This window comes from Klebsiella ornithinolytica NBRC 105727 = ATCC 31898 (genome assembly GCF_001598295.1).
In the GTDB taxonomy this organism is placed as follows: Bacteria; Pseudomonadota; Gammaproteobacteria; order Enterobacterales; family Enterobacteriaceae; genus Klebsiella; species Klebsiella ornithinolytica.
The window spans coordinates 138,350-164,404 of record NZ_BCYR01000006.1; the positions used below are offsets into that span (position 1 = coordinate 138,350).

Consider the following 26,055-nt stretch of genomic DNA (forward strand, 5'->3'; position numbering starts at 1 on the left):
TGATGAGAGCACGGCGTGACCCAGCCACGAGAAGGTTTCCTCTTGACCCGTCACTGGCGGGATACCCCGCAAGGCACCGAGCTGTCCTTCTGGCTTGCCACCGACGACGGCCCGCTTGAGATCACCCTGCCGCCGCAGGAGTCGGTCGCCTTCATTCCTGAAGCACAGCGCGCCCAGGTCGAACGTCTGTTGCAGGGCGAAAACGGCCTGCGTCTCGCTCCGCTCACCTTAAAAGACTTTCATCGCCAGCCGGTCTTTGGCCTCTATTGTCGCGCTCATCGCCAGCTGATGCGCCTGGAAAAGAAGCTGCGTGAAAACGGCATCACCGTTTACGAAGCCGATATCCGCCCACCGGAGCGCTATCTGATGGAGCGCTTCATTACCGCTCCGGTTTGGGTCGAAGGTGACGCGCGCGGCGGGCGGCTGATCAACGCCCGCATGAAGCCCAACCCGCACTACCGGCCGCCGCTGAAGTGGGTGTCGCTGGATATTGAAACCAGCCGCCACGGTGAGCTGTACTGCATCGGGCTGGAAGGCTGCGGGCAGCGGGTGGTCTACATGCTTGGGCCGCAACCGGCGACCTCTCCCGCCGTCGATTTCCAGCTGGAGTACGTCTCCAGCCGTCCGCAGCTACTGGAAAAACTCAATGCCTGGTTTGCCTTGCACAATCCGGATGTCCTGATCGGCTGGAACGTTATCCAGTTCGACCTGCGGGTCCTGCAAAAGCATGCCGAACGCTATCGCATTCCGCTGATGCTCGGCCGTGGGAATACGGAACTGGAGTGGCGCGAGCACGGGTTTAAGCAGGGCGTCTTCTTTGCCCAGGCCAACGGCCGGCTGATTATTGACGGTATCGAGGCGCTGAAATCCGCCTTCTGGAACTTCTCCTCTTTTTCCCTTGAAGCGGTGGCGCGTGAGCTGCTCGGCGAGGGGAAAGCGATTGATAATCCCTGGGATCGGATGGACGAAATCGACCGCCGTTTCAACGAAGATAAACCGGCGCTGGCGACCTATAATCTGCAGGACTGCGAGCTGGTCACGCGTATCTTCCATAAAACGGAGATCATGCCGTTTCTGCTCGAACGAGCCACGGTCAACGGTCTGCCCGCCGACCGCCACGGTGGTTCCGTCGCCGCCTTTAGCCATCTCTATTTTCCACGCATGCACCGGCTGGGTTACGTCGCCCCTAACCTGGGCGAAGTGCCGCCGCAGGCCAGTCCCGGCGGTTACGTCATGGACTCGCGCCCCGGTCTCTATGATTCGGTGCTGGTTCTGGATTATAAAAGCCTTTACCCTTCGATTATCCGCACTTTTTTGATCGACCCGGTCGGGCTTATCGAAGGGATGGCGCAGCCGGACAATGCGCACAGCACCGAGGGTTTTCTCGGCGCCCGTTTCTCGCGTCAGAACCACTGTTTGCCGGGGATTGTCGGCCAAATCTGGCACGGCCGCGATGATGCCAAACGGCACAAGAACAAACCCCTGTCTCAGGCGCTGAAGATTATCATGAACGCCTTCTATGGCGTGCTCGGCACCAGCGCCTGTCGTTTTTTCGATCCCCGTCTGGCCTCTTCTATCACCATGCGCGGGCATGCGATTATGCGCCAGACCAAAGCGCTGATTGAGTCGCAGGGCTATGACGTTATCTACGGCGATACCGACTCTACCTTCGTCTGGCTTAAGCGACCTCATTGCGAAGAAGAGGCGACGCAAATCGGGCGCTCGCTGGTCGCTTTCGTCAACGACTGGTGGGCCGCTGAGCTGAGTAAAGACCAGCTCACCAGCACCCTCGAGCTGGAGTTTGAAACCCACTTCAGCCGCTTTTTAATGCCGACCATTCGCGGAGCCGACACCGGCAGCAAAAAACGCTACGCCGGGATGATTCAGGAGGGAGAGGCGCAGCGGATGGTCTTCAAAGGACTGGAGACGGTGCGCACCGACTGGACGCCGCTGGCCCAGCAGTTCCAGCAGGAGCTGTATCTGCGCATTTTCCGCCACCAGCCCTATCGCGACTATATTCTGGAAACCATTGCTAAGCTGATGAGCGGTGAGCTCGACGATCGCTTGATCTACCGTAAGCGCCTGCGCCGCCCGCTGGCCGAATACCAGCGCAACGTGCCGCCGCACGTGCGCGCCGCACGGCTGGCCGATGAGCAAAACGTCAGGCTGGGCAGGCCGCAGCAGTACCAGCAGCGCGGCAGCATCCAGTATGTCTGGACCACCAGCGGCCCGGAACCGGTGGATTATCAACTGTCGCCGCTCGATTATGAGCACTATTTGTCAAAGCAACTTCAGCCGGTCGCGGAAGGAATACTTCCCTTTGTCGACGATGATTTTGCTACAATAGTAACAGGGCAACTGGGGCTATTTTGATTTCCTCGCCATTGCAATTTCCAGCCAACATATCTGCAAATTGAAGGACGAGGAGGACGTGACGAACGAGCTGCCATCCAGTAATATAGCGCCCTTTCCATTCCTGGACCCAATCTTGATCTCTCTCTGGCTTGCCTGGAGAAGATTAACTATTGCCTGCAATTTAAGAACACAAGAGCTGAACATATATGCCTTTTACACTTGGTCAACGCTGGATTAGCGACACAGAGAGCGAACTGGGATTAGGGACGGTAGTTGCGCTGGATGCGCGCATGGTGACCCTGCTTTTCCCCGCCATCGGCGAAAACCGTCTGTACGCACGCAATGATTCCCCGATCACCCGCGTGATGTTTAACCCGGGTGATACCATCACCAGCCACGAAGGCTGGCAGCTCCAGGTTGACGAAGTTAATGAAGAAAACGGCCTGCTGGCCTACACCGGTACCCGTCTTGATACCGAAGAAGCCAACGTCACGCTGCGCGAAGTGCTGCTCGACAGCAAACTGGTGTTCAGCAAACCGCAGGACCGCCTGTTCGCCGGCCAGATCGACAGAATGGACCGTTTTGCGCTGCGCTACCGCGCCCGCAAATACCAGAGCGAGCAGTACCGGATGCCGTGGAGCGGCCTGCGCGGACAGCGCACCAGCCTGATTCCCCACCAGCTGCATATCGCCCATGACGTCGGCCGCCGCCACGCGCCGCGCGTTCTGCTGGCCGATGAAGTCGGTCTGGGTAAAACCATCGAAGCCGGGATGATTCTGCATCAGCAGCTGCTTGCTGGCGCCGCCGAACGCGTGCTGATCGTCGTTCCGGAAACCCTGCAGCATCAGTGGCTGGTCGAGATGCTGCGCCGCTTCAACCTGCGCTTCTCGCTGTTTGACGATGAGCGTTATGCCGAAGCCCAGCACGATGCCTACAACCCGTTCGAGACCGAACAGCTGGTGATCTGCTCGCTGGATTTCGTGCGCCGCAGCAAACAGCGTCTGGAACATCTGTGCGACGCCGAATGGGATCTGATGATCGTCGATGAAGCGCACCACCTGGTGTGGAGCGAAGAGGCGCCGAGCCGCGAATATCAGGCAATCGAGCAGCTGGCAGAACGTGTGCCGGGCGTGCTGCTGCTGACCGCTACGCCGGAACAGCTGGGCATGGAAAGCCACTTCGCCCGTCTGCGCCTGCTGGATCCCAACCGCTTCCACGACTTCGAGCAGTTCGTTGAAGAACAACAGAATTATCGTCCGGTGGCCGATGCTGTCGCGCTGCTGCTGGCCGGCAACAAGCTGAGCGATACCGAGCTGAACACCCTCGGCGATCTGATCGGCGAACAGGATATCGAACCGCTGCTGCAGGCCGCTAACAGCGATCGCGACGACGCCCAGGCCGCCCGCCAGGAGCTGGTCTCAATGCTGATGGATCGCCACGGCACCAGCCGCGTGCTGTTCCGTAATACCCGTAACGGCGTTAAAGGCTTCCCGAAACGCGAGCTGCACACCATTCGTCTGCCGCTGCCCACCCAATATCAGACGGCGATTAAAGTCTCCGGCATTATGGGTGCGCGTAAAACCGCAGAAGAGCGCGCGCGCGATATGCTCTACCCGGAACAGATTTATCAGGAATTTGAAGGCGATACCGGTACATGGTGGAACTTCGACCCGCGCGTCGAGTGGCTGATGGGCTATCTCACCAGCCACCGTTCGCAGAAAGTGCTGGTGATCTGTGCAAAAGCGGCCACCGCCCTTCAGCTGGAGCAGGTTCTGCGCGAGCGCGAAGGGATCCGCGCCGCGGTCTTCCATGAAGGTATGTCCATCATTGAGCGCGACCGTGCCACCGCATGGTTCGCCGAAGAAGACACCGGCGCCCAGGTGCTGCTGTGTTCTGAAATTGGCTCCGAAGGCCGTAACTTCCAGTTTGCCAGCAACCTGGTAATGTTCGATCTGCCGTTCAACCCGGATCTGCTGGAGCAGCGTATTGGCCGTCTCGACCGTATCGGTCAGGCGCACGATATCCAGATCCACGTTCCGTATCTGGAAAGAACCGCGCAGTCCGTGCTGGTTCGCTGGTACCACGAAGGGCTTGATGCGTTTGAACATACCTGCCCGACCGGTCGCACCGTGTATGACAGCGTGCATAACGAACTGATTAATTATCTTGCCGCCCCGGAAACCACCGAAGGCTTCGATGAGCTGATCAAAGCCTGCCGTCAGCAGCACGATGCGCTGAAAGCGCAGCTGGAACAGGGTCGCGATCGCCTGCTGGAGATTCACTCCAACGGCGGCGAACAGGCGCAGAAGCTGGCCGAAAGCATTGAAGAGCAGGATGACGATACCAACCTGATCGCCTTTGCCATGAACCTGTTCGATATTGTCGGCATCAATCAGGACGATCGCGGTGAAAACCTGATCGTGCTCACGCCGTCCGATCATATGCTGGTTCCGGACTTCCCGGGCCTGCCGGAAGACGGCTGCACCATCACCTTTGAACGTGATGTCGCGCTGTCCCGCGAAGACGCTCAGTTCGTCACCTGGGAGCATCCGCTGATTATCAACGGTCTGGATCTTATCCTCTCCGGCGATACCGGCAGCAGCACCCTCTCCCTGCTGAAGAACAAAGCGCTGCCAGTCGGTACGCTGCTGCTGGAGCTGATTTACGTGGTGGAAGCGCAGGCGCCGAAGCAGCTGCAGCTTAACCGCTTCCTGCCGGCGACACCGGTGCGCATGCTGCTGGATAAAAACGGCAATAACCTCGCCGGTCAGGTGGAGTTTGAAAGCTTCAACCGCCAGCTGAGCGCCGTCAACCGCCATACCGGCAGCAAACTGGTCAACGCGGTGCAGCAGGACGTGCATGCGATCCTCCAGCTCGGTGAGGCGCAGGTTGCCAAAGCCGCTCAGGCGCTGATCGACGCGGCCCGTGATGAAGCTAACGACAAGCTGTCGGCGGAACTCTCTCGTCTGGAAGCATTAAAAGCGGTTAACCCGAACATCCGTGACGACGAGCTTTCCGCTATCGAGAGCAACCGTCAGCAGGTGATGGACGCGCTGGCGCAGGCAGGCTGGCGTCTCGACGCGCTGCGCTTAATCGTGGTCACCCACCAGTAACGGAACGCGAATATGGCGATGGAAAACTACAATCCGCCACAGGATCCCTGGCTGGTTATCCTCTATCAGGATGAGCACATCATGGTGGTCAACAAGCCGAGCGGCTTGTTGTCCGTCCCGGGGAGACTGGAGGAGCATAAAGACAGCGTGATGACGCGCGTACAGCGCGACTTCCCGCAGGCTGAGTCGGTGCACCGCCTCGACATGGCTACCAGCGGCGTGATTGTGGTGGCGCTGACCAAAGCGGCGGAACGCGAGCTGAAGCGTCAGTTTCGCGAGCGTGAGCCGAAGAAGCAGTACGTCGCCCGCGTGTGGGGACATCCGAAAAAAGCGGAAGGGCTGGTAGATTTACCGCTGATCTGCGACTGGCCGAACCGGCCAAAGCAGAAGGTGTGTTACGAAACGGGCAAAGCGGCGCAAACTGAGTATGAAGTGCTGGAGTACGCGGATGATAACAGCGCCCGCGTGCGCCTGAAGCCGATTACCGGACGTTCACATCAGCTGCGCGTGCATATGCTGGCGCTGGGTCATCCGATTCTTGGCGATCGCTTTTATGCGACGCCAGAGGCGCTGGCGATGGCGCCGCGGCTGCTGCTGCACGCCGAAACGCTGACCATTACCCATCCGGCCTTCGGCAACGCGATGACCTTTCGCGCGCCCGTCGATTTCTGAATGCCGGTATTCCCGGCACAGCATAACCCGTAAGCCCCGGAAGCCACGTGCGACCGGGATATGGCCCCGGATGATGCCTTAACGGCCTATCCGGGCGACATATTCACGATATCATCCGTTAATCGCGGGCAAACCACGCATCGATCATCTGCTCAACGCGGGCGACAACCTCTTCGCCATCATGGCGATGCAGGCTCTCGCAGGTCTGCGCGGCATCATCACACAGCAGGCAACGACGGGTGCGGTCATCCTGCGCCTGCCGTCCTTGCTGCGGACAAATCACCTCGATATTCCATAAGCGGCCAAGCGGATGAGTCTGTAGCAGCTCCGTGCATAGCGCATTGATCTCGCTGGCAGGATGCTCAACGCACCACAGCGCCTCCGGCCCGGTTGGCAACCACAGCACCTGACGGTCCAGCGTTTTCCAGCGGCGTTTCCACAGCAGCTGGTCGCAGGCCTGCAGCGCCACGCCCATCATATTGCGATAGCGGATGCTGTCTTTTACCGCGCCCGGTGTCACCAGCGTCAGCGCAATGACCGGTTGTTGATAATGGCCAAGCCACTCGGCCTGGCGGGCTGCACGCTGCGCTTTCGTCGCCAGCTCGGTTTCTACGCTGGCGCCCGCACGGGCGGGAGTATCCACAGACATTAATTCCTCTCCTTCACTTGATAAAATGACGACGGCAAAGCCGCCGCCGCGATAGCGGATTACGCTGCTGATTGTATCGCTAAACGAACAGAATTTAGGACACAGGACAAAGAAATTTTCTTCGTCCTGTGGAGGAAAATTGCAGATTTTCCTGTTAGCACAGAGCTAAATCATGCAAGGAAATGACTGAGGAATAGCAGACCCAATGAAACATTAATCGCGCCGCCAATGCGGGTCGCGATTTGGGCGAACGGCATCAGGCTCATGCGGTTGCCGGACGTCAGAATCGCCACATCGCCGGTGCCTCCCTGACCACTCTGGCAGCAGGAGACAATCGCCACATCAATCGGGTGCATCCCTATCTTTTTACCGACCAGGAACCCGGTCGCCACCAACGCCGAGACGGTGCTGACGATCACCAGCAGATTCGTTATCGTAAAAGCGTTCACCAGCTCCTGCCACGGCGTAATGGCGACGCCTACGGCAAACAGAATCGGATAGGTCACCGCGGTGCGGAAGAATTTGTAGACCATCTGCGACCCTTCCTGCAGGCGCGGCGAGACGCCGTTAACCAGCTTGAGCAGTACCGCCAGAAACAGCATGCCTACCGGCGCCGGTAAACCGGTCATTTTCTGTCCCAGCATCCCCAGCATATACAGCAGCACGGCCAGCAGAGCGCCGGATGCCAGCGTCGTTACGTCGGTTTTGCCGGTGGAAGTCTCAACTTCGTCTGCACGATGCGTTTCGTTGCTGCGGTTCGGCATCAGCTGGCCTTCACCGGTCAGATGCGGGAAGCGCTTGCCCAGTTGGTTCAGGCAACCGGCAATCACTATCGCCGTCAGGCTGCCCAGCATCACCATCGGCAACACGCGGCCTAATGCCACGCCCTGATCCATATGCATCAGGGCGGCATAGCCGATTGACAGTGGAATCGCCCCCTCTCCTACGCCACCGGCCATAATCGGCAGCACGATAAAGAAGAACACCTGAAACGGCTCCATCCCCAGGGCGGTACCGACGCCGATGCCCACCAGCATGCCAACGATTTCACCGCACAACATCGGGAAGAAGATGCGCAGAAAGCCCTGAATCAGAGTCGTGCGGTTCATGCTCATAATGCTGCCGACGATAATGCAGCAGATATAGAGATAAAGAATATTGGTCGATTTATAGAATTTGGTCGTGGATTCCACCACCACCTCCGGCAGCAGGCCGTAGTGCACCAGCGCGGAAGGGATAAAGGTGGCGCAGATCGCGGCCGCCCCCAGTTTACCGAGGATCGGCAGACGCTTGCCAAACTCACCGCAGGCAAAACCAAAAAAGGCCAGCGTCGCGACCATGACCACGATATCGCTCGGCAACTTTCCGCCCAGACAGTCGAGGGCGATTAAGCCGCCGGCCAGCAGGAACAAAGGCAGCGGGATAATCCCGACTTTCATATTATCCATCACGTGCCACCAGCGTTGTTTCAGGGTGGCTTTCGGGGTGTCGATGGGATCGAGGGTCGCAGAGAATGCATTGTCAGTGGTGCTCATAGGTTTGGCCCTTTCGTTATTATTCATTTTTGAGATTAGGGGGCCTGATGCAGACTTAATGTGAGGCGTGACGAATTAGAAATGAAGTTTTAATGGTCATTATGGTTTTTATGGTTTCTATTCCGGGGCGTGATATCTCTCTGATTTATTAGCGTGGTTTTTATGGTTTTTATCGCCGAGCCAGTGCGCAATCGACCGAAGGGCGGATCGGCGATGCCTCGTCATCACCGACCACAGCGGGCTCCGGCGGATTGAGTGACCTCCGGCGCGCTCGTCCACGGGCGATCTGGCGGAATGGGCGGCCCGCAGTGGCATCTTGATAAATCATCGCCGGTAGATGATGCTGGTTTCTCATCGCTGCGGTAACGCTCACCCCGTTGCCGCCTAACCCATGCCGGCACCAGGAAATATTACCGTGCCGGTATCGTAGAGACGCTGCGCACGACTTATGAAGGTTTCCTTTCAATTTAAGCTGTTTATTTCGCTGGTCGCCTTTTTCTCCGTATTATTCGCCCTGCTGGGCGTCTATTACTACATCGATGCCAGCCATCAGCTTTATCAGGAAATGAGTACCCGCGCCAAAATACAGGCTGAAGAGATCGCGCTGATGCCCGATTTACGCCGGCAGGTTATCCAGGAAGATCCGCAGTCGCTAACGTCATTTATGCAAAAAATCGCCGCCCGCAGCGACGCGAGCTTTATTGTCATTGGCAATGCGCAGGGCGTACATCTGTTTCATTCCGTCCACCCGGAGTGGGTCGGTACCCGGCTGGTGGGCGGGGATAACCAGGCGGTGCTGGAAGGGAAAAGTATCACCACCATCCGTAAAGGAGGGCTCGGGGTATCGCTGCGCAGCAAAGCGCCGATCTTCGACACCTCCGGCCGGGTTGTGGGCATCGTCTCCGTGGGCTACCTGACCAGTTATCTCGATAGCATCACGCTGACAAAGGTAATTAATATCTTCATCGCCGCCGTACTGCTGCTGATCGCGCTGTTTATTTTTTCCTGGTATTTTACCCGCAGCATTAAAAAACAGATTTTTTCGCTGGAACCACGAGAAATCGGCCTGCTGGTGCGTCAACAAAAGGCGATGATGGAATCAATCTATGAAGGGGTTATCGTTATCGATCGCCACCGACGTATCGAGGTGATCAACCACGCAGCGCGCAGCCTGCTGGGACTGAGCCAGCCCGCGCGGCTGCTACGCGGCCAATCGATCGACAGCGTCATCGCCCCGCAACCCTTTTTCGCCAGCGGTGAAATGCTGGAAAACGACACTCACGATGAGCTGTGTCGCTTCAACCAGCTAACCGTACTCGCCAGCCGGGTGCGTATCATGCTGGAGGAGTCGCTGCAGGGCTGGGTAATTACTTTCCGCGATCGTGACGAAATCAACTCCCTCAGCGCCCAGCTAAGCCAGGTTAAACGCTATGTTGATAACCTGCGCATCATGCGCCATGAACAGCTGAACCGAATGACCACGCTCTCGGGTCTGCTGCATATGGGTCACTATGACGAAGCGATTCGCTATATTCAGGCTCAGTCGGAACATGCGCAGGAGCTGCTGGACTTTATCTCTTCCCGCTTCAGCTCGCCAACGCTCTGCGGCCTGCTGCTGGGTAAGGCTGCCCGCGCCCGCGAAAAAGGGGTGGCGCTCAGCTTTGACCCCGCCTGTCAGCTCGACCGGCCGCTGCCTTCATTAATTGAATCGGAGCTAATTTCGATTATCGGCAACCTGCTGGATAATGCGATTGAAGCCACGCAGCGCGCCGAACTGCCGCACGAACCGGTGGAAGTGCTGATTCAGCTGAATGCCCGCGAGCTGATGATTGAAGTTGCCGACCGCGGCATCGGTATTGACCCGGCTATCCGCGATCATATCTTTGAACGCGGCATTACCACCAAAACCCGTGGCGATCATGGTATCGGCCTGTATCTTATTGAACATTATGTGACACAGGCGGGCGGCACCATTGAAGTCGCCGATAACTCACCGCGCGGCGCGATCTTTACTCTGTTTATCCCCGCCGACGGCCCTGTTCATTCCCGACACGAGGCGAACTATGCATCATGATCTGGTCGATGTGTTGATCATCGAAGATGAAAGCGAACTGGCGAGGCTGCATGCCGAGCTGATTCAGAAGCATCCGCGTATGCGGCTGACGGGCATGGCCGCCTCCCTCTCCCAGGCGCGGCAGATGCTCAATAGCCAACCGCCGCAACTGATACTGCTCGATAACTATTTACCTGACGGTAAAGGGGTCACATTGATGACCGACCCGATTCTGGCAGAGGCCAACTGCTCGGTGATTTTTATTACCGCCGCCAGCGATATGGAAACCTGTAGCCAGGCGATTCGCAACGGCGCTTTCGACTACATTCTTAAGCCCGTCTCCTGGAAGCGCCTGAGCCAGTCGCTGGAGCGTTTTGTTCAGTTTTACGATCAGCAGCGAGAATGGAAAATCGTCGATCAGCAAAACGTTGATTCGCTGTACCAGCTGCAGGCGAAGAACTATCGCGCCGATAGCGGCAGTAAAGGGATCGAGGAGAAGACGCTGGCGCTGGTGCAGAATCTGTTCAACGGCCGGGAGGAGCACAGTTTTTCCGTGGATGAGGTGGTGAATGATGCCGGGTTAAGTAAAACCACCGCCCGCCGTTACCTGGAACACTGTGTGGAAATCGGTTATCTGGAAGTCGAAATGTTGTACGGAAAGATTGGTCACCCGCGACGGATGTACCGACGCGCGCAAGGCGCATCATGAGGCCTCTCCCGCCAGGGAGAGGCCTGCGGCTCAGAACCCGCGCTGCTCTTTGATCAGCTCCCAGGCCTTCTGAATATCCTGTGCTTTCTGCTTCGCCATCTCCATCATTTCCGGCGGTAACCCTTTTGCCACCAGCTTATCCGGATGGTGCTCACTCATCAGCTTGCGATAGGCGCGTTTCACGGTCGCGGCATCATCGGTAGGCTTCACCCCCAGCACGTTGCACGCATCCTCCAGCGTTGGTCCACGCTGCGCCTGCTGCCAGCCGGCATTTCCGCCGCCCTGCCCGTAAGAGCTCTGCTGAGAACCGCCGCCAAACTGAGCGCCGCCCTGCATCATTCGCAGGAACTGCTCGAACTGCGCGCGGGAAATCCCCAGCTCATCGGCAATCACAAACAGAACTTCACGTTCATTAGGATGTAATTCGCCATCAGCGAAGGCCGTCTGCAGCTGAATTTCCAGAAACATCCGAATCAAATCGAAGCGCCCGAAACAGACGCTGCGCAGCTGGCGCATTTTTTCACGCAGCGGATAATCATCGGATTTCCCTACGCGAAAAGCCTGCTGTGCCGCCGTACGCGACTCGCCATGCAAATTCATGCGATCCATCAGGATGCTGGCGACATGAATATCGGCTTCGGTGACGCGACCTTTGGATTTGGTTAAATGGCCCATGACCTCAAAGGTGGTAGAGAAAAACAGCGCCTGCCGCTCCTGCTGATTGGCAAACACATTGATACGGCGGCTTCGCGCCCGGTCAAATATATGGCCGACCAGCAGGCCCAGCACCAGTCCCCAAAAGCCTGCGCCCATCATCAGCGCGACCGCAACCCCAATTATTTTTCCCAAATACTGCATAGACTCCCCAATCTTTCCGCCGCCAGTTAAGCTATATATGACCGCACGTTACAAAGCACTGACGCTTAGGTCAATTGTGGGACATAGCCTATATTTTGCTTTATCATACTCGTCATTCTACACGGTGCCTAACGCTCGGGATCCAAACCGGCAGGATTAACACTAGCGCGATGAAGATGAGTACGTTAGGCTCTGACCGTTTGCAAGCCGCTGCCACAAGATGACGGAACAACAAATACAACGTATGAAAAAACGTATTCCCAGCCTCCTGGCCACCATGATCGCCAGCGCCTTGTATAGCCAACAAGGCCTCGCCGCCGATCTCGCCACGCAGTGTATGCTTGGCGTACCAAGCTATAATCGTCCCCTCGTTGAAGGTCAAACTAACGAGCTGCCGGTGACGATCAACGCCGATCATGCGAAGGGCAATTATCCTGATAACGCCGTATTTACCGGTAATGTTGACATTAACCAGGGTAATAGCCGTCTCCAGGCGGATGAGGTCCAGCTTCATCAGCAGCAGGCTGCTGGCCAGCCGCAGCCCGTTCGCACGGTTGATGCGCTCGGCAACGTTCACTATGACGATAATCAGGTTATCCTGAAAGGCCCGAAAGGCTGGTCAAACCTGAACACCAAAGATACCAATATCTGGCAGGGCGATTACCAGATGGTTGGTCGCCAGGGCCGCGGTACCGCCGACCTGATGAAACAGCGCGGCGAAAACCGCTATACCATTCTGGAAAACGGCAGCTTTACCTCCTGTCTGCCGGGTTCTGACACCTGGAGCGTCGTCGGTAGCGAAGTGATCCACGACCGCGAAGAACAGGTCGCCGAAATCTGGAACGCCCGTTTCAAACTCGGTTCGGTCCCTGTTTTCTATAGTCCTTACCTGCAGTTGCCGGTAGGCGACAAACGTCGTTCAGGCTTCCTGATTCCTAACGCCAAATACAGCACCAAAAATGGCGTAGAGTTTTCGCTGCCGTACTACTGGAATATCGCGCCGAACTTCGACGCCACCCTGACGCCGCACTACATGAGCAAGCGTGGCGGCGTGATGTGGGAAAACGAATTCCGCTATCTGACCAAAGCGGGCGCGGGGCTGTTCGAGTTTGACTACCTGCCGTCCGATAAAGTCTACCAGGACGATCACTCCAGCGACAGCAACAGCCGCCGCTGGTTGTTCTACTGGAATCATTCGGGTGTCATTGACCAGGTATGGCGTCTTAACGCCGACTACACCAAAGTCAGCGATCCGGACTACTTTAACGATTTCAGCTCGAAATACGGCTCCAGTACCGACGGCTACGCCACGCAGAAATTCAGCGCGGGCTACGTTAACCAGAACTTCGACGCCACCGTATCAACCAAACAGTTCCAGGTCTTCAACCGTGAGTCGAGCAACTCCTACGCCGCTCAACCGCAGCTGGACGTGAACTATTACCAGAACGATGTCGGTCCGTTCGATACCCATCTCTATGGTCAGGCGGTGCACTTCGTTAACACCAACGGCAACATGCCGGAAGCCACGCGTGTTCACTTCGAGCCGACGATCAACCTGCCGCTGTCTAACGGCTGGGGCAGTATTAATACCGAAGCCAAACTGCTGGCGACCCACTACCAGCAAAGCAACCTCGACAATTACAATTCGACCAATAATGCGGACTTAAAAGAGTCTGTTAACCGCGTCATGCCGCAGTTTAAAGTCGACGGTAAAATGGTCTTCGAGCGCGATCTGCAGGAGGGGTTCACCCAAACCCTCGAGCCGCGCATGCAGTATCTGTATATCCCGTATCGCGATCAGAGCCAAATCGGTTCCTATGACTCCACGCTGCTGCAGTCAGACTACAGCGGCCTGTTCCGCGACCGTACCTACAGCGGCCTGGACCGTATTGCTTCCGCGAACCAGCTCACTACCGGCGTGACTTCGCGCGTATATGATTCCGCCGCCGTTGAACGTTTTAATATTTCCGTTGGTCAAATCTATTATTTCACCGAGTCCCGGACCGGTGATGACAACATCAACTGGGAGAACAACGACACAACGGGTTCACTGGTATGGGCCGGCGATACTTACTGGCGCATCGCTGATAACTGGGGTTTACGCGGGGGAATTCAGTACGATACGCGTCTGGATAACGTCGCTACCGGTAACGGCACCGTGGAATACCGTCGCGATGAAAACCGTTTAATACAGCTTAACTATCGTTATGCCAGCCCGGAATACATTCAGGCCACGCTGCCGTCGTACTCCACCGCTGAGCAGTACAAAAATGGTATTTCTCAGGTGGGCATGACCGCCAGCTGGCCGGTTGTCGATCGCTGGTCGGTGGTGGGCGCATACTACTTTGATACCAATACCAGAAAGAGCGCCGACCAGATGTTAGGGGTCCAGTATAACTCCTGCTGCTACGCGATTCGCCTCGGCTATGAACGTAAGATCAACGGCTGGGATAGTAACGGCAACGGCGAGAGCAAATACGATAATACCTTTGGCATCAACATTGAGCTACGTGGCCTGAGCTCCAACTACGGTCTCGGCACTCAGCAGATGCTGCGTTCGAACATTTTACCGTACCAGAACTCCCTGTGATGTGGCTGGTTTAAAACGTAATCCGCATTTGCGGTTAATTGAAATGGAAAAAGTATGAAGAACTGGAAAACGCTGCTTCTCGGTATCGCCATGATCGCGAATACCAGTTTCGCTGCCCCACAGGTTGTCGATAAAGTAGCGGCTGTCGTCAATAATGGCGTTGTTCTTGAAAGCGACGTCGATGGCTTATTGCAATCGGTTAAGCTCAATGCTGGCCAGGCCGGTCAACAGCTGCCGGATGACGCGACCTTACGTCATCAGATCCTCGAAAGACTGATCATGGACCAGATCGTTCTGCAGATGGGCCAGAAGATGGGCATGAAAATCACTGACGATCAGGTCGATCAGGCGATTGCCAACATCGCGAAACAGAACAACATGACCATGGATCAGATGCGCAGCCGTCTGGCCTATGACGGTCTTAACTACAACACCTACCGTAATCAGATTCGTAAAGAGATGCTGATTGCGGAAGTGCGTAACAACGAAGTCCGTCGTCGCATCACCGTGCTGCCGCAGGAAGTCGAATCGCTGGCGAAACAGATTGGCGATCAGAACGATGCCAGCACCGAGCTGAACCTCAGCCACATTCTGATTCCGCTGACAGAAAACCCGACCTCTGACGACGTAGCGAAAGCGCAGGAACAGGCTAACGCGATCGTTGAGCAGGCGCGCAGCGGCGCTGACTTCGGCAAACTGGCTATCACCTACTCTGCCGACCAGCAGGCGCTGAAAGGCGGCCAGATGGGCTGGGGTCGTATTCAGGAACTGCCGGGGATCTTCGCCCAGGCGCTGAGCACCGCGAAGAAAGGTGATATTGTCGGCCCGATTCGCTCTGGCGTCGGCTTCCATATCCTGAAAGTGAACGATATGCGCGGCGGCAGCAAGAACATCTCCGTCACCGAAGTTCACGCGCGTCACATTCTGCTGAAGCCGTCGCCGATCATGAATGACGAGCAGGCGCGGGCTAAGCTGGAGCAGATCGCCGCGGATATTAAGAGCGGAAAAACCACTTTCGCCAAAGCAGCAAAAGAGTTCTCCGAAGATCCGGGTTCCGCAAACCAGGGCGGCGATTTAGGCTGGGCAACGCCAGATATCTTCGATCCGGCGTTCCGCGATGCGCTGATGCGTCTGAACAAAGGCCAGACCAGCGCACCGGTGCACTCCTCCTTCGGTTGGCACCTGATTGAACTGATGGACAGCCGTCAGGTAGACAGAACCGACGCCGCGCAGAAAGACCGCGCGTACCGGATGCTGATGAACCGTAAGTTCTCTGAAGAAGCGGCAACCTGGATGCAGGAACAACGCGCCAGCGCTTACGTCAAAATTCTGAGCAACTAATATCACGGCCTCATACACAACAGCACTCGGGGTGTATTGAGGCGGCAAGCCGTCGAGCCCGGATAACTCACGATGTGAGCGGACCCGACGGCGTTGCCAACAGAAAGACGTCCTGAAGGATGAAGTGTATGAATCGAGTTGTTATCACTCCCGGTGAACCTGCCGGAATCGGCCCCGACCTTGTTGTACAGCTTGCGCAGCGCGACTGGCCGGTAGAGCTGGTGATTTGCGCCGACGGCGCCCTGTTATCTGACCGAGCTCAACAGCTCGGTCTTCCTTTATCTCTCCTGCCCTACGATCCTTCTCTTCCCGCAGCGGCCCAGCGCGCTGGCACTCTGACGCTCCTCCCGGTCGCGCTGAACGCCCCCGTCGAACCCGGCGTGCTGAACGTACGCAACGGAAGCTATGTGGTTGAGACGTTGGCTCGCGCCTGCGACGGCTGTCTGAGCGGCGAATTTGCGGCATTGATTACCGGGCCGGTCCATAAGGGCAATATCAACGACGCGGGTATCGCCTTTACCGGCCATACCGAGTTCTTTGAAGAGCGCGCCCACGCCAGCAAAGTGGTCATGATGCTGGCGACGGAAGAACTGCGCGTCGCCCTGGCAACCACGCACCTGCCGCTGAAAGCGATCAGCGACGCGATTACGCCGGATTTGCTCCGTGAAGTGATAACGATTCTGGACCACGATCTGCGCCATAAATTTGGCATCGCCCGGCCGCACGTGCTGGTCTGCGGTCTGAACCCGCACGCCGGCGAAGGTGGGCATATGGGGACGGAAGAGATTGATACGATTATTCCCGTGCTGGAAGAGATGCGCGCCCGGGGGATGAATCTGAGCGGCCCGCTGCCGGCAGATACCCTTTTCCAGCCCAAATATCTCGACAATGCCGATGCGGTACTCGCGATGTACCACGATCAGGGCCTTCCCGTGCTAAAATACCAGGGCTTTGGCCGTGGCGTGAACATTACGCTCGGTTTACCTTTTATTCGCACCTCTGTTGACCACGGTACCGCGCTTGAACTGGCGGGCCAGGGAAAAGCGGATGTCGGCAGTTTTATCACGGCGCTTAATCTCGCCATCAAAATGATTGTTAATACGCAATGAATAATCGAGTCCATCAGGGCCACTTAGCCCGTAAACGCTTCGGGCAAAACTTCCTCAACGATCAGTTCGTGATCGACAGCATTGTCTCGGCCATTAACCCCCAGAAAGGGCAGGCAATTGTCGAGATCGGTCCGGGCCTGGCGGCGCTGACCGAACCGGTCGGTGAACGCCTGGACGCACTTACCGTTATCGAGCTGGATCGCGATCTGGCCGCTCGTCTGCAGACGCATCCGTTCCTCGGGCCGAAGCTGACCATTTATCAGCAAGATGCCATGACCATGAACTTCGGCGAACTGTCGCAGACCATGGGCCAGCCGCTGCGCGTGTTCGGCAACCTGCCGTACAACATCTCAACGCCGCTGATGTTCCATCTGTTCAGCTATACTGATGCCATCGCCGACATGCACTTTATGCTGCAAAAAGAGGTCGTCAATCGTCTGGTTGCCGGACCGAACAGCAAGGCGTATGGTCGACTGAGCGTTATGGCGCAGTATTACTGCCAGATTATCCCGGTACTCGAAGTGCCGCCGGGTGCCTTTACGCCGCCGCCTAAAGTGGATTCCGCCGTTGTGCGCCTGGTGCCTTACCGCACGCTGCCGCATCCGGTGAAAGAGGTTCGCGTGCTGAGCCGAATCACTACCGAGGCCTTCAACCAGCGTCGTAAAACGATTCGTAACAGCCTCGGCAACCTGTTCAGCGTTGAGGTACTGACCGAGCTGGGCATCGACCCGGCAAAACGTGCAGAGAATATTTCCGTGGCGCAATACTGTCAGCTGGCTAACTGGCTATCTGACAACTCGCCCACCAAGGAGAGCTAACCATGATTAATTCGCCTCGAGTTTGCGTGCAGGTGCAAAGCGTCTATATCGAATCGCAGTCTTCCCCGGAAGAAGAGCGCTACGTTTTCGCTTATACCGTCACGATTCGCAATCTGGGGCGGACTCAGGTTCAGCTTCTTGGCCGCTACTGGCTTATCACCAACGGCCACGGTCGTGAGACTGAAGTGCAGGGTGAAGGGGTTGTCGGCGAACAGCCGCATATTCCCGCAGGCGGTGAATTCCAGTATACCAGCGGAGCCGTCATTGAAACGCCGCTGGGCACCATGCAGGGACATTATGAAATGATCGACGTGAACGGCGCGCCGTTCTCGATCGATATCCCTGTTTTCCGTCTCGCAGTACCAACGCTCATTCACTAAAACAATGTCTACATACCTTATTGGCGACGTTCACGGTTGCTACGATGAACTGCTCGCGTTATTAAAGCAGGTGGCGTTTACCCCAGGGAGCGATACGCTGTGGCTCACGGGCGATTTAGTCGCACGCGGCCCGGGTTCGCTGGAGGTTTTACGCTACGTTAAATCCCTTGGCGATAATGTGCGCCTTGTTCTCGGCAATCACGATCTGCACCTGCTGGCCGTCTTCGCCGGCATCAGCCGCAACAAACCCAAAGATCGCCTGAAATCGCTGCTCGAAGCCCCGGATGCCGACGAGCTGCTCAACTGGCTGCGCCGTCAGCCGCTGATGCAGATTGATGAAGAGAAAAAGCTGGTGATGGCCCATGCGGGCATTACGCCGCAGTGGGATCTGGAAACGGCAAAACAGTGCGCGCGCGATGTTGAAGCCGTGCTCGCCAGCGACTCCTATCCGTTCTTCCTCGACGCGATGTATGGCGATATGCCGAATAACTGGAGCCCTGAGCTGAGCGGTCTCGCCCGCCTGCGCTTTATCTCCAATGCCTTTACCCGTATGCGCTACTGTTTCCCGAACGGGCAGCTGGATATGTATGCCAAAGAAGCGCCGGAAAACGCCCCTGCGCCGTTAAAACCGTGGTTTGCCATTCCCGGTCCGGTGAGCAACGAGTACAGCATTGCGTTTGGTCACTGGGCTTCGCTGGAAGGTCGCGGTACGCCGGAGGGGATATACGCCCTCGATACCGGCTGCTGCTGGGGCGGGGATCTCACCTGCCTGCGCTGGGAAGACAAGCAGTACTTTACTCAGCCCTCAAACCGGCAGAAAGAGCCGGACGAAGGCGAGGCAGTAGCCTCCTGAAAAAAATCCCGGATAGCGGTAAGCGGTATCCGGGATATCATCATCTTGCCTCGGCCAACGCTACGCGCTGCCCGGCATACCCTCAGCGACGTTCGAGAATCTCGAAGCAGTAGCTATGCGAGTTCTGCGCATCGGCATCGTGAAATTCGCTGAAGACCGACTCCCACTGATCCGGATCATAGTCCGGGAAATGGGTATCCCCTTCCACTTCGGCGTCAATGTGCGTCAGATAAAGCTTCCGGGCCTTCGGCAGGAACTGCTCATAGACACGACCGCCGCCGATCACCATTATCTCTTCAACGTCGCCGCAGGCGGCGATCGCTTCATCAACCGACTTCACCCACTGCACGCGATCGTCGGTGCCCGGCTGGCTGCTGATAACGATATTCTTACGCCCCGGCAGCGGGCGACCAATAGACTCCCAGGTCAGACGCCCCATCACCACCGGCTTGTTTAAGGTATTGCGTTTAAACCAGGCGAGATCGGCAGGCAGGTCCCATGGCATGGCGTTTTCCATACCAATGACGCGATCTACCGCTAACGCCGCAATCAGACTGATCATTGAAAATTTCCCGAATGCAAAAAATTGCCGCCACTATACGTAAAGCGTAATACTTCGTCGACTGCGCGGAGAGTAAAGAATAAGAAAATTTTCGGATTTGCAGGCGGGCCCACGTAAGCTACGTGAGCCGCCTGCTGAGGAACTAAACTGAAAACAAAATGTTAACTGTAAACAAAACGTAACGGCCGCCGCACGACTCAGGCAGAAGGTTTACTCTCCGGTTCATCGGCAATATCTCCGGTGTGTCGACCCTCTTCCGTTCCCTGCCAGCCATGCCGCTGAACCAACGACAGATGGTTACGATCCTCGTTAATTATGGTGGTCAGCATGTCGCTGGTGCGTTTAAAGACCGCCACGCGGGAAGCCGCGTCGTTTTCCGCCATCGCCACCATCTCCTCGACCATTTTCTGGTTGAAGCGACGGAACAGGTCGGCGCGCTCGCGCGCTTCATAAGCGCCCAGGCCCAGGGCCTCCAGCGCCGTTCGCCCGGATTTCAGCGCCGCCTCGAAGGTTTCACGCTCCGGGGCCTCCACGCCAGCCTGACGCAGCTGGATATAGTGATCCACATCGCGGGCGCGGGAGATAATCTGCAGATGCGGGAAATGCTCTTTTGCCAGCTCAACCAGCTGCAGGCTGACCTGCGGATCGTCAATCGCATTGATCAGCACCTCGGCTTTTGCCGCCCCCGCTGACTCCAGCATATCGACGCGCGTGGCATCGCCATAAAACACTTTCATATCAAATTTACGCAGCGTATCAACGTGGTCAGGATCGTGATCGAGGATCACCATCTTCACCCCGCCGGAGAGCAATACACGACCGGCGATCTGCCCGTAGCGGCCGAAGCCGGCAATAATCACCCGCGGCTGCTCTTCATCAATCTCATCCGCTTCGCGTTCCTCGCCGCGGGATGATTTCTCCAGGCGGGTCAACAGTACCAGCAGGATCGGCGTTGCCGCCATTGACAGCGCCACCGCCAGCGTCAACGCTTTCGCCCAGTCGCTATCCAGTACGTCGGCCATCTGCGCCGCGCCGAATACCACAAAGGCAAACTCACTCCCCTGCCCCAGCAGAACCGCAAACCAGCGGCGCTGGGCGCGCGGCACCCCGAGCGGCTTCGCAATCAGCCACAGCATCGCGCCTTTAATGATCAGGAAACCAACCAGCAAAACCAGAATGCGCAGCGGATGGCTCATCAGGGTACCGAAATCAATCGACATCCCGACGCCAATGAAGAACAGCCCCAGCAGCAGCCCCTTAAACGGCTCAATGTCGCTTTCCAGCGCGTGGCGATATTCCGAACTCGCCAGCAACACGCCGGCGAGGAAGGCCCCCATCGCCATCGACAGTCCGACCTCCTCCAGCAGCAGGCCAAAGCCGAAGACCAGGAACAGGGCTACGGCGCTGAACACTTCGCGCAGACCGGAACGGGCCACGAAGCGTAATACCGGACGGGTCACATAGCGCCCCAGCGCCACCACCAGGACCAGCGCGCCAGCCACCTTGAGCGCGGACAGGGCAAATGCCGCCAGCGTCGTAGAGCCACCGCTGGCGGCCAGCAGCGGGATCATCGCCACCAGCGGGATCGCCGCGATATCCTGAAACAGCAGGACGGCAAATGCGCTCCGCCCCATCTGTGAGACCGTCAGATTACGTTCGTTCATCGCCTGCATCGCGATCGCCGTCGACGACAGCGCCAGCGTCATGCCGATCAGCTCCGCCACCTGCCAGCGCATCCCCAGCAACATGCAAAACAGGCCAATCAGTACGCCGCACACCACCATCTGCAAGGCGCCGCCGCCAAACACCGACGCGCGTAGCTTCCACAGACGCTGCGGGTCGAGTTCCAGACCAATCACAAACAGCATCAGCACCACGCCGATTTCAGCAAAGTGCAAAATCGCCTCGGCGTCGGTCACCAGCCTCAGCCCCCACGGCCCGATAATACAGCCGGCAATCAGATAGCCGAGTACCGACCCCAACCCAAGGCGCACGGCGATCGGCACAATCAGCGCGGCGGATCCCAGATAAATCAGCGCCTGTATCAGCGTATGGCTATCCATGATGCGTCTCCTGCCATTCGATAAGGCGTTGTCGGTAGCGGCGTGCCTGCGCCTGAAGGGTTTCATCGTCGCAGATAAATGTGCAGTGCATGGCGAAAGGCGGCAGCCACTTCATTCCACAGTAGAGACCGGTCGCCTGGAGCGGTTGGGAAAGCACATCAAACCCGGGAAATGCACCGATATCAAAGTGGCTCTCGCCGCCGCCGGTGGTCACCGCCCACATCAGCGATTTACCGCGCAGGGCGATGCCGTTATGTCCGTAAGCCCAGCCGTGCGATAACACTTTATCCATCCACAGTTTCATTAGCGGCGGCACACTGTACCACTGCATCGGATGCTGCCAGATAATCAGCTCGGCGCGTGCCAGCGCCGCCTGTTCGGCGGCGACGTCGATATTAAAATCGGGGTAAAGTTGATAGAGGGAGCGTATTTCTACGCCATCCAGCGTCCTTGCCTGCTCAAGCATCCGCTTATTCGCATGCGAGTGATGCGGATAGGGATGGGCATAAATTATCAGAATCATTGATTAGCCTGCGTTAACTCTCGTTGTAATCAGCAAGAGTGTAGTCAGTTAATCGAAGTGCTTACAATCACAACCTGTTTTTATCTCAACACCCTTCAGGCATTTCGCGGCTGCTTGCTGACGGCGACAGCGGGCTCGCCGATCTCAAGATCGCAGCGTTTCGGCAGCAGGAAGGTCATGGTCCCGGCAATGAGGAGCGATCCTGCCAACGCGCAGACCGCCACGTTCTGGCCATACAGATAGATCATCACCCCAACCAGATAAGGACCGCAGAAGCCGCCGAGATTGCCCAGGCCGTTAATCACCCCCCGTGCGCTACCGGCAACTTCCGCGGAAGCGATACGCCCCGGCATCGACCAGAACGGGCTGGTAGCCGATTTAAGGAAGAAACCGCAAATCACCAGCGCAATATAGGCCGCCACCACGTGCTCACGCAGTACCACCGAGGCCACCAGCGCCGCAGCGAAGCTGTAGAGCGAGAAGCGTACCCACAGACGACGTTTGCCGCTGCGATCGCTGAATAGCGAAATCACATAAATACCCGCCAGCGTGGCCACAAACGGCAGCACCGCCAGAAACCCGACGCTGGCCATACTGCCGCCGGTCAGCCCCTTCAGAATAGTCGGCAGCCACAGGGTATAACCGTAATCGCCGGTCTGATAAAAGAAGTTGAGGATCACCAGCTTCATCAGCCCGCTATTGCGGAAAACATCTTTGACCGGCGCGTTGCTGACCGCATCTTCCGCCAGCTTTGCCGCCCGCTCTGCGGCCAGCGTGGTAACCAGATAGTGACGCTCTGCCTCCGGCAGCCAGCGCGCCTCTTCCGGGCGGTCGCTGATCATAAACCACCACACCGCCAGCACTACCACGGATAGCAGGCCTTCGATAATAAACAGCCAGCGCCAGTCGAGCGCGGCAATAATCGCCCCGGAGACCGGCGCGGTCAGCATGCCGCCCAGCGGAGCAAACATCATGACGAAGGCATTGGCGCGTCCCAGCTCTTTTTCCGGGAACCAGTTGCTGACCATCGTCAGCACTACCGGTAGCATCCCGCCCTCGGATACGCCGAGAATAAAGCGTAGAACCAGCAGTTGATATTCATGGGTCACAAAACCGGTGGCAATCGACACCACCGCCCAGGCCATCAGCGACCACGCAATAAAGCGTTTACCGCTGCCGTTTACCGCAATACGCCCGCCGGGTATTTGCAGAAATAAATAACCAATAAAAAATATTCCGCTGGCCACACCGGCCATTTGACTGGTAATACCTAAATCAGCTTCCATGCCACCGGGCAAAGCAAAACTAATATTTACCCGATCCATAAACGAAATAATACAGGCAATCAACACCGGCGTGATAATACGCAGCCAGCGGGTGCTGGGAATTTTATCATTCATATTTCGTACTCTCTATGCAGAGGTTATTGTTGTCATTAAATTAGAGCCGGGCACAGAAATAAGAGATGAGAATTAATTAATGGCGTTCGGCAATACGTTACCGGAGAAATAAGCCGTGACGTTTGCCAAAACCACTTCGCTCATTTTCTGTCGGGTTTCATGGGTGGCGCTGGCCACGTGCGGCTGCAACACCACATTATCGAGCGCGATCAATTCTGCCGGGACATGAGGCTCATCTTCAAAAACATCGAGGGCAGCACCGGCGATAACACCGTTTTGTAACGCCTGAATCAACGCCTTTTCATCCACCAGCGAACCGCGGGCGATATTAATCAGCCACGCATGTTTCGGCATGACGTTGAAGACCGAAAAATCGATCAGCCCGCGATTTGCCTCACCGCCGGAGGCGGCAAGCACCAGAAAATCACTCTCATGGGCCAGCGTATGCAGATCGGCGCACCACTGGTAATCCAGCCCCGGGACCGGTTTACGGTCGTGATAAAGCACCTGCATATCAAAACCGCGGGCGCGGCGGGCAATCGCCTGACCAATATTCCCCATCCCCAGCAGGCCGATACGTTTCCCGCTCACCTGAGTAGCCAGCGGCATACCTCCCTTCTCCCAGCGGCCTTCACGTACAAAACGATCGCCCTGACACAGATTGCGGGAACCGGCCAGCAGCAGTCCCATCGCCAGGTCCGCCACGTCGTTGGTCAGCACGCCGGAAGTGATGGAGACCTGAATCTGCCGGGAGCGAACGTACTCTAAATCCACCGCATCGGTGCCAACGCCGAAAATGGCAATCAGACCCACGTGCGGCAGCAGTTCAAGGACGCTGTTCTGTACCCCGATATCCCCTCGGGTGACAACGGCTGCAATATTCTCTCCCTGCTCACGCAGGAAGGCGATGGGATCCTCCTGCTCGTACAGACGCAGCAGCGGGAAGTCGGCCGCCAGCTGTTCCTGCAAAGCATCAATAACGGGGGCCACTAAGAGGATGGCGCGGGTAATAGTACTCTTCATCAGATCACCTGTTTGACGGTTCATTACGACGGTAGCCACTATCAAACGGTTTTTTAGCCGAACGTTTTGCGATCTGCATCACGCTGAATCGTGTTAAAAATTACTGTTACCGCGTCCGTGATCGCTAAGACAAAAACCCGGTTTTAAGCGGGGACAAGCGACGAGGCGTTAACGTTCTGCTAACACGACTGCGCCGCCGTTCAGGCAGGATTAAATGGTTTCGCCCATCGACAGGCGGTAGTGCAGATCGACTTTCTCTATGGTTGGCAGTCCTTTGATTTTCTTAATTAAAATCTCAGTGGCTACCTTACCCATTTCATAGCGCGGGGTCAGGACGCTTGCCAGCCGCGGGGTGACGATCTGGCCAATCTCCAGGCCATGAAAACCGGCGATCGCCAGCTCCTGCGGCACTGCGATACCCGATGCAAGGCACTCCTGTAACACGCCTACCGCCAGGTCATCATTAGTACAGAGGATCCCGTCCATCGCGGCGTACATCTGCCGCGCCAGATTCATCATGCCGGTGCCAATCGACACCGACGACACCTTATTGGGGGCAATGCGCCCCGTCGGCAGTCCGGCATTCTCCATCGCCTGACAGTAGCCGGCGTAGCGCTGTTCATCGCGGACATCGGACATTGACCCAAAATAGATAATGCGCCGCTTGCCGCTCGCCAGCAGCATCGTGGTCATGTCAAAACCGGCTTTGAAGTTGTCAAAACCGACATTGATTCGCCCCGGGTTCTCCGCCAGCCCCATTACCTCCGCGATCGGAATCTTTGCCGCATTGAGGTATTTGTCCGCCCGCAGCGTATGGAGCGACTCAGTCAGCAGCAGTCCTTTGACATGAAAGGCCAGTACGGCGGCAATCTGCTCCTCTTCACGCTGACGGTCGTAATCGTAATTGACCACCAGCGTCTGGTAGCCGTGGGCCGCGGTCACTGACTCGATGCCGGCCAGCAGGTCGGCGAAGATTTGATTATGAAAAGAGGGAATCAGCACGCCGATGCGTGGGACGGCGACGCTGGTCATCGCCGGATTATCGGGATCGGGCTCGTAACCAATTTCTGCAATCACGCTGGCGATACGCTCCGCCGTCTCCGGTTTCACTTTATCCGGCGTACGTAAATAGCGGCTGACGGTCATTTTGGTTACGCCAGCCAGCGCTGCAATATCATTGAGCGTAATGCGTTGTGCTTTCATCTATCGACCCGTCAAATACATCCACTGCATCAGGCCATTATGCCTGCCGCTGAAGAAAAAGAGAATCGAACCCTTCCAGCGTTAACCCCTTGAGCAGCGGTAATTTCCACGCGGCTTCACGTTTAACGTAACCCCTTTTCGTAACACTGTTTTGAGTGATCTCTGTCACAGATTTAAGCGGCAAAAATCCGTGATATAGAGCACAGGTTCTTCCGCTTCACCTTTTTGTGGATCAGGAATAAAAGC

At 56.9% G+C, this 26,055-nt stretch carries 20 protein-coding genes; 11 read left to right on the plus strand and 9 right to left on the minus strand.

Annotated elements, in window-relative coordinates; translation table 11 throughout:
• The first annotated feature begins 15 nt into the window (after nt 1–15).
• From polB to rluA, 3 genes are all read left to right on the plus strand, one after another.
• Nucleotides 16–2,373 carry a DNA polymerase II gene (gene polB, locus ROR01S_RS13785; RefSeq protein WP_004857806.1) on the plus strand — a complete coding sequence of 786 codons (2,358 nt, stop codon included), beginning with the start codon at nt 16–18 and terminating at the stop codon, nt 2,371–2,373.
• 188 nt (nt 2,374–2,561) lie between these two features.
• Nucleotides 2,562–5,468, plus strand: a complete 2,907-nt coding sequence (gene rapA, locus ROR01S_RS13795; RefSeq protein WP_064359585.1) for an RNA polymerase-associated protein RapA — start codon at nt 2,562–2,564, stop codon at nt 5,466–5,468.
• A gap of 12 nt (nt 5,469–5,480) precedes the next feature.
• On the plus strand, nt 5,481–6,140 hold the full coding sequence (rluA, locus tag ROR01S_RS13800; protein ID WP_064359586.1) for a bifunctional tRNA pseudouridine(32) synthase/23S rRNA pseudouridine(746) synthase RluA: 660 nt from the start codon (nt 5,481–5,483) through the stop codon (nt 6,138–6,140).
• Nucleotides 6,141–6,258: 118 nt separating this feature from the next.
• Here the strand turns inward: rluA and citX are convergent, their stop codons facing one another.
• Together citX and ROR01S_RS13810 are read right to left on the minus strand one after the other, a co-directional pair.
• Nucleotides 6,259–6,789, minus strand: coding sequence for a citrate lyase holo-[acyl-carrier protein] synthase (gene citX, locus ROR01S_RS13805; protein ID WP_032716557.1), 531 nt, complete (start codon nt 6,787–6,789; stop codon nt 6,259–6,261).
• Between the two features lie 170 nt (nt 6,790–6,959).
• Nucleotides 6,960–8,324, minus strand: a complete 1,365-nt coding sequence (locus ROR01S_RS13810; protein ID WP_004857797.1) for a 2-hydroxycarboxylate transporter family protein — start codon at nt 8,322–8,324, stop codon at nt 6,960–6,962.
• Between the two features lie 448 nt (nt 8,325–8,772).
• On the opposite strand from ROR01S_RS13810, the gene ROR01S_RS13815 reads away from it, so the two are divergent.
• The gene (locus ROR01S_RS13815; protein ID WP_004857795.1) at nt 8,773–10,398 is read left to right on the plus strand and encodes an ATP-binding protein; all 1,626 of its coding nucleotides are present in this window, start codon (nt 8,773–8,775) and stop codon (nt 10,396–10,398) included.
• Nucleotides 10,388–11,086 (plus strand): response regulator, encoded by a 699-nt coding sequence (locus ROR01S_RS13820; RefSeq protein ID WP_004857793.1) that lies wholly within the window; start codon nt 10,388–10,390, stop codon nt 11,084–11,086. Before ROR01S_RS13815 ends, ROR01S_RS13820 begins: the two co-directional genes overlap by 11 nt.
• 30 nt (nt 11,087–11,116) lie before the next feature.
• Here ROR01S_RS13820 and djlA read toward each other — a convergent pair whose 3' ends face one another.
• On the minus strand, nt 11,117–11,944 hold the full coding sequence (gene djlA / locus ROR01S_RS13825) for a co-chaperone DjlA (protein ID WP_004857791.1): 828 nt from the start codon (nt 11,942–11,944) through the stop codon (nt 11,117–11,119).
• A gap of 244 nt (nt 11,945–12,188) precedes the next feature.
• Here djlA and lptD point away from each other — a divergent pair, with 244 nt between their 5' ends.
• From lptD to apaH, 6 genes are all read left to right on the plus strand, one after another.
• Entirely contained in the window at nt 12,189–14,534 is a 2,346-nt protein-coding gene (gene lptD, locus ROR01S_RS13830) for an LPS assembly protein LptD (protein WP_015585172.1), read from the plus strand.
• Nucleotides 14,535–14,588: 54 nt separating this feature from the next.
• On the plus strand, nt 14,589–15,875 hold the full coding sequence (gene surA / locus ROR01S_RS13835; protein ID WP_064359587.1) for a peptidylprolyl isomerase SurA: 1,287 nt from the start codon (nt 14,589–14,591) through the stop codon (nt 15,873–15,875).
• Between the two features lie 119 nt (nt 15,876–15,994).
• Nucleotides 15,995–16,984, plus strand: a complete 990-nt coding sequence (pdxA, locus tag ROR01S_RS13840) for a 4-hydroxythreonine-4-phosphate dehydrogenase PdxA (RefSeq protein ID WP_015585173.1) — start codon at nt 15,995–15,997, stop codon at nt 16,982–16,984.
• On the plus strand, nt 16,981–17,802 hold the full coding sequence (rsmA, locus tag ROR01S_RS13845) for a 16S rRNA (adenine(1518)-N(6)/adenine(1519)-N(6))-dimethyltransferase RsmA (RefSeq protein ID WP_004857784.1): 822 nt from the start codon (nt 16,981–16,983) through the stop codon (nt 17,800–17,802). The genes pdxA and rsmA overlap by 4 nt, the downstream gene beginning before the upstream one ends.
• 2 nt (nt 17,803–17,804) lie before the next feature.
• Nucleotides 17,805–18,182: a Co2+/Mg2+ efflux facilitator ApaG/CorD gene (gene apaG / locus ROR01S_RS13850; protein ID WP_004857782.1), complete on the plus strand. Its 378-nt coding sequence runs from the start codon at nt 17,805–17,807 to the stop codon at nt 18,180–18,182.
• 4 nt (nt 18,183–18,186) lie between these two features.
• Nucleotides 18,187–19,035 (plus strand): bis(5'-nucleosyl)-tetraphosphatase (symmetrical) ApaH, encoded by an 849-nt coding sequence (gene apaH / locus ROR01S_RS13855; RefSeq protein ID WP_004857780.1) that lies wholly within the window; start codon nt 18,187–18,189, stop codon nt 19,033–19,035.
• 82 nt (nt 19,036–19,117) lie between these two features.
• Here the strand turns inward: apaH and folA are convergent, their stop codons facing one another.
• From folA to ROR01S_RS13885, 6 genes are all read right to left on the minus strand, one after another.
• Entirely contained in the window at nt 19,118–19,597 is a 480-nt protein-coding gene (folA, locus tag ROR01S_RS13860; RefSeq protein ID WP_004857778.1) for a type 3 dihydrofolate reductase, read from the minus strand.
• Nucleotides 19,598–19,794: 197 nt separating this feature from the next.
• Entirely contained in the window at nt 19,795–21,660 is a 1,866-nt protein-coding gene (gene kefC, locus ROR01S_RS13865; RefSeq protein WP_004857776.1) for a glutathione-regulated potassium-efflux system protein KefC, read from the minus strand.
• Nucleotides 21,653–22,183, minus strand: a complete 531-nt coding sequence (kefF, locus tag ROR01S_RS13870) for a glutathione-regulated potassium-efflux system oxidoreductase KefF (RefSeq protein ID WP_004857773.1) — start codon at nt 22,181–22,183, stop codon at nt 21,653–21,655. Before kefF ends, kefC begins: the two co-directional genes overlap by 8 nt.
• Nucleotides 22,184–22,278: 95 nt before the next feature.
• Nucleotides 22,279–23,583 (minus strand): MFS transporter, encoded by a 1,305-nt coding sequence (locus tag ROR01S_RS13875; RefSeq protein WP_004857771.1) that lies wholly within the window; start codon nt 23,581–23,583, stop codon nt 22,279–22,281.
• Between the two features lie 72 nt (nt 23,584–23,655).
• Entirely contained in the window at nt 23,656–24,606 is a 951-nt protein-coding gene (locus ROR01S_RS13880; RefSeq protein WP_004857769.1) for a 2-hydroxyacid dehydrogenase, read from the minus strand.
• 210 nt (nt 24,607–24,816) lie between these two features.
• Complete coding sequence (locus ROR01S_RS13885; protein WP_015585175.1) at nt 24,817–25,809, minus strand: LacI family DNA-binding transcriptional regulator; 993 nt, start codon at nt 25,807–25,809, stop codon at nt 24,817–24,819.
• Nucleotides 25,810–26,055 lie beyond the last annotated feature (246 nt).

Excerpts from the sequence above, each read along its gene's own strand:
- rapA (WP_064359585.1), top strand. The coding sequence starts at position 2,562 with ATGCCTTTTACACTTGGTCAACGCTGGATTAGCGACACAGAGAGCGAA.
- rluA (WP_064359586.1), top strand. The coding sequence starts at position 5,481 with ATGGCGATGGAAAACTACAATCCGCCACAGGATCCCTGGCTGGTTATC.
- citX (WP_032716557.1), bottom strand. The coding sequence starts at position 6,789 with ATGTCTGTGGATACTCCCGCCCGTGCGGGCGCCAGCGTAGAAACCGAG.
- ROR01S_RS13810 (WP_004857797.1), bottom strand. The coding sequence starts at position 8,324 with ATGAGCACCACTGACAATGCATTCTCTGCGACCCTCGATCCCATCGAC.
- ROR01S_RS13815 (WP_004857795.1), top strand. The coding sequence starts at position 8,773 with ATGAAGGTTTCCTTTCAATTTAAGCTGTTTATTTCGCTGGTCGCCTTT.
- ROR01S_RS13820 (WP_004857793.1), top strand. The coding sequence starts at position 10,388 with ATGCATCATGATCTGGTCGATGTGTTGATCATCGAAGATGAAAGCGAA.
- djlA (WP_004857791.1), bottom strand. The coding sequence starts at position 11,944 with ATGCAGTATTTGGGAAAAATAATTGGGGTTGCGGTCGCGCTGATGATG.
- lptD (WP_015585172.1), top strand. The coding sequence starts at position 12,189 with ATGAAAAAACGTATTCCCAGCCTCCTGGCCACCATGATCGCCAGCGCC.
- surA (WP_064359587.1), top strand. The coding sequence starts at position 14,589 with ATGAAGAACTGGAAAACGCTGCTTCTCGGTATCGCCATGATCGCGAAT.
- pdxA (WP_015585173.1), top strand. The coding sequence starts at position 15,995 with ATGAAGTGTATGAATCGAGTTGTTATCACTCCCGGTGAACCTGCCGGA.
- rsmA (WP_004857784.1), top strand. The coding sequence starts at position 16,981 with ATGAATAATCGAGTCCATCAGGGCCACTTAGCCCGTAAACGCTTCGGG.
- apaG (WP_004857782.1), top strand. The coding sequence starts at position 17,805 with ATGATTAATTCGCCTCGAGTTTGCGTGCAGGTGCAAAGCGTCTATATC.
- apaH (WP_004857780.1), top strand. The coding sequence starts at position 18,187 with ATGTCTACATACCTTATTGGCGACGTTCACGGTTGCTACGATGAACTG.
- folA (WP_004857778.1), bottom strand. The coding sequence starts at position 19,597 with ATGATCAGTCTGATTGCGGCGTTAGCGGTAGATCGCGTCATTGGTATG.
- kefC (WP_004857776.1), bottom strand. The coding sequence starts at position 21,660 with ATGGATAGCCATACGCTGATACAGGCGCTGATTTATCTGGGATCCGCC.
- kefF (WP_004857773.1), bottom strand. The coding sequence starts at position 22,183 with ATGATTCTGATAATTTATGCCCATCCCTATCCGCATCACTCGCATGCG.
- ROR01S_RS13875 (WP_004857771.1), bottom strand. The coding sequence starts at position 23,583 with ATGAATGATAAAATTCCCAGCACCCGCTGGCTGCGTATTATCACGCCG.
- ROR01S_RS13880 (WP_004857769.1), bottom strand. The coding sequence starts at position 24,606 with ATGAAGAGTACTATTACCCGCGCCATCCTCTTAGTGGCCCCCGTTATT.
- ROR01S_RS13885 (WP_015585175.1), bottom strand. The coding sequence starts at position 25,809 with ATGAAAGCACAACGCATTACGCTCAATGATATTGCAGCGCTGGCTGGC.